The sequence below is a fragment of the Deltaproteobacteria bacterium GWA2_45_12 genome (genome assembly GCA_001797365.1).
Lineage (GTDB): Bacteria > UBA10199 > UBA10199 > UBA10199 > UBA10199 > UBA10199.
Genome location: MGPH01000058.1, coordinates 38,665 through 45,848, shown reverse-complemented (window position 1 = coordinate 45,848; position 7,184 = coordinate 38,665). Strand labels below are relative to the sequence as shown.

The 7,184-nt window shown below is 43.1% G+C and carries 3 protein-coding genes and 1 other RNA gene; 3 read left to right on the top strand and 1 reads right to left on the bottom strand.

The features are described from left to right. Positions 1 to 376: 376 nt before the first annotated feature. Positions 377 to 4,609 carry a hypothetical protein gene (locus A2048_04520; protein OGP07843.1) on the top strand — a complete coding sequence of 1,411 codons (4,233 nt, stop codon included), beginning with the start codon at positions 377 to 379 and terminating at the stop codon, positions 4,607 to 4,609. 5 nt (positions 4,610 to 4,614) lie between these two features. Here the strand turns inward: A2048_04520 and A2048_04515 are convergent, their stop codons facing one another. Next, positions 4,615 to 5,040: a hypothetical protein gene (locus tag A2048_04515; protein ID OGP07842.1), complete on the bottom strand. Its 426-nt coding sequence runs from the start codon at positions 5,038 to 5,040 to the stop codon at positions 4,615 to 4,617. Between the two features lie 305 nt (positions 5,041 to 5,345). Here A2048_04515 and ffs point away from each other — a divergent pair. Both ffs and A2048_04505 read left to right on the top strand, forming a co-directional pair. Further along, positions 5,346 to 5,444, top strand: an RNA gene (gene ffs / locus A2048_04510) — signal recognition particle sRNA small type. An 84-nt stretch (positions 5,445 to 5,528) separates the two neighbouring features. After that, positions 5,529 to 7,166 carry a DNA polymerase III, subunit gamma and tau gene (locus A2048_04505; protein ID OGP07841.1) on the top strand — a complete coding sequence of 546 codons (1,638 nt, stop codon included), beginning with the start codon at positions 5,529 to 5,531 and terminating at the stop codon, positions 7,164 to 7,166. Positions 7,167 to 7,184: the final 18 nt, after the last annotated feature.

Here is a 7,184-nt window from a genome sequence, read left to right as displayed (position 1 = left end):
CCTATAAAACATTAGCAGCTTCGCTGCTACCCGCTTTCACCCACGGGCTTACGCCCGTGGTCCTCAGCGGGGTTCTGATAGAAATGCAGAAGGTCTCCCCATCTGTTCCCACGTCAGTGAACAAGATACCCAAAATTGGAGAATGGTCCTTGGTGCCGTTGATATTGGGTTAGGAGAAACCTCTCAAAAGATAACTCCACCCGAAGATATTCATTTCAAGGAGTGTGGGTGTACTAATATTCCAGTTGCCGTTGGAAATAGTTATAGAGACAGCACTCCTATCCAATTACCGAGGGATATACAGACACGTGTCGATGCTATTGAACACCGGTGTAGTAATATTAGCGGGGATTGTCCCTTCTCTAATATTGAAACAGTGGACGAAGATAGGAAAATTGGTTCGATCGAAACAGAGATTCGTAATCATCGCAATTTTCATCTTCGCATCGGCGGGGCTCCACCGGAGGCACCAGGTGTTATTCATATCCATCACGGCAATGGGAACATCATAGGCGCTGATGATTCTTATTATGTTCCCGGGTGCCAAGGGGCTGAGGCGGCTGGTGGACAAGTAGCAGGTAATTTGGAACGTGGCGTGATTACGAATGCTTTACTCTGCGAAGTGAATGTTCGCAAAGTTCTACGGTTTGAAGAACTGGGCGCCGAATACATTAATGAGCAAACGGGTCGATGCTTAGAAGAACAAGGTTTGAGTCCTGAGCTTGATCTTGACGTCATTACAAGCCCTGGGGTTACCCCCGATAGCAATCGTGATGATCGGGAGAGAAGGGCCGTAGATTTTGCGATAAACAGATTAGCAACCGACCCATGGCCCGAGGTCACCGAATGCATTCGTCAATCGGTGGAGCTGTTTTATCAGGCTCCCCTCCGTAATCTTTATATGAGTGAGGGTTACGATTATGAAAATCCAGATACCGATGGAGATGGTGTCTGTGATTTGCAAGACACCTGCGTTCAACTTCCAAATTTTGACGATTATCCTGATGTTGAATCGGATGAGGGTCCTGATCCATTCGACAATGATGGTCTTGGATATAGTTGTGATAATTGCCCAAGGCATCCCAATCCTAAAAACGAACAAGGAATTCAACCCGAAAGCGATGGAGATGGAATTGGAGATGCGTGTGATATTTGCCCTGGTGACCATGCGATGCCCTTTAATGTAGAAGATCCTCTTCGAGACTTCGATCTCGATCACGTTAATGATCAATGTGATAATTGTCCTGAGATAGCCAACCCTCTACCTATAAGAGTAGGAGAGAATCGACAACTAGATCAAGACGAAGATGGTTTAGGGGATGTCTGCGATCAATTTCCCTATGATAGGAATAATGATTGTGATGGCGATGGAGTTCCTGGAAGAGTAGCAGCCAATTCTGGAGAACGCGTCGATTTATTCCCATTCGATCTAAATAGTATTGAACAGGATTCAGATGGGGATGGGATTCAGGCCTGTAGTTTGGATACTTCTTGTCCCATTGCAGATGTGCGATGCGATAATTGTCCGACGCATAACAATCCCAGCCAAAGCAATACCGACAAGGATCTTCCCTCTGGAGACCCTCAAGGAGATGCCTGTGATGACGACGATGATGGTGACGCGTTAATTGATGATCTTGACAACTGCCCTTGGCATTTTAATGACAATCAAGATGATACCGATGGTGATGGTTCTGGAGATGCCTGCGATCCCCCCGACAGCGATCATGATAACATCATTGATGAAGCGGATAATTGTCCACACGATTTTAATGAAGCCCAAACGGATCGTGATCAAGACGAAAAGGGAGATATTTGTGACAGATGCCCCGACTTAAACAGTGCAACGCAAGATTACGACCAAGATTGTGTCGCTGATAGCGATGACAATTGTCCACAAACAAAAAATGGGCGTCTAGAATCAAACGACCAAGGGGATCTTGACGGCGATGGAGTGGGTGATGTGTGTGATAGCTGTGTTCGAAATGCAAATGCCGGACCGCAACAAAATTTAGATACTGATGGAGATGGGGTGAAGGATACGTGTGATAATTGCCCCTCCCTACCAAATGCCGACCAAAGGAATAGTGACGGAATACTGACTGGAGATGCCTGTGAAATCATCGTTCTCTCGCTCACAGGGACAACCCTCTACATTGATTGGGATGATTTGAACGAACAAAGAAGGTCTGTTCAAGCCTTTTTTGTAGCAAATCCTATTGGAAATGCCCGTTTGGGAAATGTTCGGTGTTTCATTAAAGATTCAAACAATCAACATATCAGTGAATGCACACGGGTCGAGATGGGAATAAATAATCAAAACCTACCGATAGGAAATCTAACTTGGAATGGACGAAAAGAGGACGGTTCGGTTGCCATTCCCGGGATTTATAAAATGGAACTGCAAGGGCAAACTTCTGATGGACGAGATATCTCTCCACCAGCTCCGGTGATGTTTACAATCCACCGCATCCAATTTTTTAAAATGGCACAAGGATTAGCTCAGTCGGGAGGAAATGGAGCCAATAACAATCTGCCGCCCATCGAAAAATTAGTGCTCTATGTCAATAATGACGATGACGACCGTGATTTTCTTGAAGATCTAGCTGATAATGAAACACAAAACGACAATGACATCGTTCCTCTGACTATACGGATGGATCCTCCATTGAGAGGAGAGTTAACAGTTCGGATTGTTGGTGATAATCCTGAGGATCCCCAGCCTCCGGTCAGTCTATGGTTAAATCCTTCCCATTCAAACGCTTTGGCACGCCCTTATGTTATTGAAACGGGAGAAAATCCTACCTCAGTTATTTATATTGAAGGAGGAAAAGGGGGAAAACAGCAACTACAAGTTGAATGGAATTCTCGCGAAGCTGGGGGTCAAGGACTTGCTCTCTCCGAAAAAAGATTGCCTTTAAGCATCATTCAAATTGATGTGGTGAAAGATAAAAACAACAATCAGCGAACAGAGTGTGCCCCCAACCAGCCTGATAATTGCGGAATTGGTATTGTGGATAAAACAAATAACCCTGTAGATTATTTGCAAATCGCTCGATGGGAGAGAGGATTCTATAAGGAAGTCGTGAGAGATGATCAGGGAATTGAGACTGGCATTCTCCAAATTTATAATGAAGGAGATCCTTCACGCAATTTTATTGACCGAGATTCTGAGCGATTTTATATACGTATGATTAACCCAGAGGCCAACCTTAATTCTCACGCCATTGATATCATTCAAAGCACTAATCCCTTTTCTCTTTCTCTTGGAACTGTTCGTCAATCGGCTTCTTTTGACGATCTAACTCCGATCACATTGACGGAAACAGGTCCCAATACAGATATTTTTGTTTCCAAGTCCCAAATTTTAACAACAGCCACCATGGGGATGACTTTAGATAATGATAGCAATGCTGAGGACCTGATGACTTGCCACATTTCTCATCGATGTTCTGATGATCAGTTTAATGCCCATGATGGTTTAGTCGGTCCCGTGGTAGATGATGCTCCAGAAGATAGAACTCACATGACACTAATCGATGGTTCTGTCCGGGTGCGCTTTCAGGCATCAGAGCAAATTGGGGCAATCGAAAAAGAAATTTCTATCTGCCAAAGAGAACCCGATCAAAGAAAAATGGTTCAGATGCGAATTTTTGTTTTTAAAGAATCATTTTTGGATACAGGAATTAGATTACCTGATGGTAATATCGTTGGGGCAGGAAATGGTCGTTTTGACTATGAAGATCGGGATCAAAACGGCATTTGCAATGACTCCAACGGTTGGGAATGCGAGCCTTTTGCTGATATTAATACTAAAAACGAAAATAATAAGAATGAAATATTTTATCTAGACAATCTAACTATTGACATGTTCTTGCCAAGTGGCGTTAGAAATCCCATCATTGACTCTTCCCTTGGAAGTTCTATTCGAATCACAAATATACTTTGGCAACAAGGATGTGTTGCCATCCTACCTGAATCAATTCAAATTATCGAACCTCCACGGAATCCGGGATCAGAAGTAGATATTTTTTACGAACCCGGGACCGTTAATATCGAAGACATAACTTTAGCAAGGATTATTAGAGAATTTAGAGGTCAGCTTTTAGTAGAGGGACTGAATGTTTTTGTAGTACCTGGGCTCATGATTAGGGCTGATGGGCAACTTATGGCTGGGGCATATTTTGGTCCCGATACAATGTCAGAGTTTGGATTGCCTGGATTTGAAGGAGGCATTATTTTTGTCGACAATTATTATACGGTTATGAGTGGTGTTATTGCCCATGAAATAGGCCATGCTTTCGATAATTTGGCTCATGAGGGTTATCCTCCAATTTCTTCGGAAAATTCAATTTTTGAGAAAATTTATTTCTACCCTTATGGTAAAATGGAAGATCTTTTTTTAATAACAAGTAATAGAAGATTATCTTCCCTTGCCATCAGTAGTGCCCATGTTCAAAGGTCCCCAGGGGCATTCCAAACTCCGGGCAATAGAATACTTGTTCAATTTGATCCCAATATAGATATAGAAGATACTATTCAGAATTTTATTAATAATCTTGCAGAAAATCCCGCAGTTAATATTCAAGAACCCCCAACCCCACCATAAAATGATTATTCACAAGAGTTTGTATGATCACATGAAGAACAGGATGTTGTGTTACCCTGAAGGAAATCTGCTTCTTGAAAAAGGGAATAAGCCACATTATTAAAAATATAAGGATTTGAATTGCGTTCAATAAGCATTTTTGAAAAATAATCTTCCCTGTATCGGAACTCCGACCAAAAAGCCGTTGCTTTTGCCAGCGCTCTTGTTTGCTCTTGAGGTGATATTTTTAAATCCCGGTTCCGGTCTTCAACAATCACGTAATAACGGCTAACTGCGAGAGCCAGGTGATCTATTTCAGATTTAAGAATTTTAGTATCAATGGCAGGAACAATTTGAGAGGCATCCCTTATTAATAACAGGTTTTCTCTCGTTAACGTTCCCAGAATAGCTTGCGCTGCGCTTTGTACGCTATTATCTACAACTTGGCTCATATTGATATTTCACTTTCTCCACTTTTTTCGTCAATTTCCAAAAAAAGTTGCCATATAACCGGCTATTTTTCACTTTTTTATTCTTAGCTTTTTAAGCATTTAAAAAATGCCGGACCATTTGTAAAGCCAACAATATTCATATCTTAAGCAATACCTGTGAGAGCTGGCCGATGACAAGGCATGTTGGCTCTTTTATCGATTTACAGGTTCAAAAACTGGGATTGGCTCCAGAATGGGCATTGGCCAAAAAATTCTAACCATTTTTCCCTTGGAAATGAATAGGTGGAGATGCTAGCTAAATTCCTAGCCGGGGCCCGTGCGGGGGTTTTTAAGCCCAAACCCGCCAGGTTCGGAAGGAAGCAACGGTAAGCTTGTGGCCCGGTGCTACGGGTTTCCCGGCTATTTTGTAGAAGCTGAGTTATGGGTTATGGGTTATGAGATGTTCAAAAAGATGTCTCATAACTCATAACTCATAACTCATAACTATTTTGAGTTATCAAGTTTTCGCCCGCAAATATCGCCCTCAGCATTTTGACGAAGTCATTGGCCAAGAAGCGGCTGTCACCACGCTTAAAAACGCCATTGATTTAAAGCGCATTCATCATGCCTATCTTTTTTGCGGGGCCCGGGGTGTGGGGAAAACTTCATTGGCCCGTATTTTTGCCAAATCACTCAATTGCGAAAAAGGCCCCACCACCACCCCTTGTCAAACCTGTTCTTCCTGTGTCGGTATCACCAAGGGAACATCTATGGATGTGTTGGAAATTGATGGGGCCTCAAACACTTCAGTCAATGATGTGCGTGAATTAAGGGAACAAACAAAGTTTCTACCTTCCCACGGCAAGTATAAAATTTATATTATTGATGAAGTGCACATGCTTTCCACCAGCGCTTTTAATGCCCTGCTTAAAACATTGGAAGAGCCACCCCCGCATATCATTTTTGTGTTTGCCACAACTGAACCTCACAAAATACCCATCACCATTCTCTCACGCTGCCAGCGCTTTGACCTTAAAAGGCTCCCTCAAGACAAACTTGCGGGGCATTTAAAAAACATCATGTCCCAGGAAAAAGTGACCCTTGATGATGAAAGCATTCATCTTCTCATCGGCGCCTCGGAAGGGTCGGTGCGCGATAGCCTTTCTCTTTTGGACCAAGTCATCAGTTTTTGTGGCAATCACCCTTCAAGCGAGCAAATTCGGGATATTCTGGGGTTGGCCGACCGTGTATTGCTTCTTGAAACCCTCAGGGCCATCCTTTCAGAAGATATTGGCCACGCCCTCAAACAGGTGGAAGGACTTTTTAACAAGGGTTTTGATCTAAAAATTTTTGCCGAAGGGCTCTTGGAGCTTTTACGTGATGCTCTCATTGTTAAAGAAAGCCCCTTATCTCCCACAAGCCTCTCACAGCAAGAAAATGAAAACCTCAAAGATTGGACACAAAAAATTCCCTCGACTCATTTGCTGATCTTGTTTCAAATTTTATTGCGCGGCACCGAAGAAATTTCGCGAAGCAGTCTTCCCAAAATCGTTTTTGAAACCACTCTGATTAAAATGATGAAAGTACGCGAACTCGTTTCGATACCGGAATTGGTGGAGAAGTTAAACGCTGAGAATAACCCACCAAACATGGTTCGACTTAGGCTTCAGCCGGAACCAGCAACTAGCAACCAACAATCCTCTCCTCCCTCTTCTACCCACGAGCGACCAGCGACAAGTCAACCATCCCCCGACCTCCACTCCCTCTGGCGATCCTTTGTCCAAAAAGTTTTGGAGACCCGGCCCCAAATTGGGGCCATTTTGGAACATGCCCGCCCCTTGAAAAAAGTGGAAAACCTCATTTCTCTTGGCTTTGATCCCCAATCCATCTACCCTGACATGCTCAAAGACCGGCTTAAAACCATTGAAGAAATGGCGGTTGGATTTTTCAAACAGCAGATTCATTTTTCATTGGAAAAATCGGCGGAAAATCAGAAACAAGGTGGCCCTACAGTGGCCCAACAAAAACAAGAAGAGCAAATTCAACGTTCAACCAAATTAAGAGAAGATGCGTTAAATGACCCAAGCATCAAACTGGCCCAAGAGATTTTGGGAGCCAAAGTAAAAGAAATCAGGGAAATCAAATAAGTCGGCTATCATCAACGG

Bases quoted from the DNA above. Each gene is read 5' to 3' on its own strand.
- A2048_04515 (OGP07842.1), bottom strand. From the start codon at position 5,040: ATGAGCCAAGTTGTAGATAATAGCGTACAAAGCGCAGCGCAAGCTATT.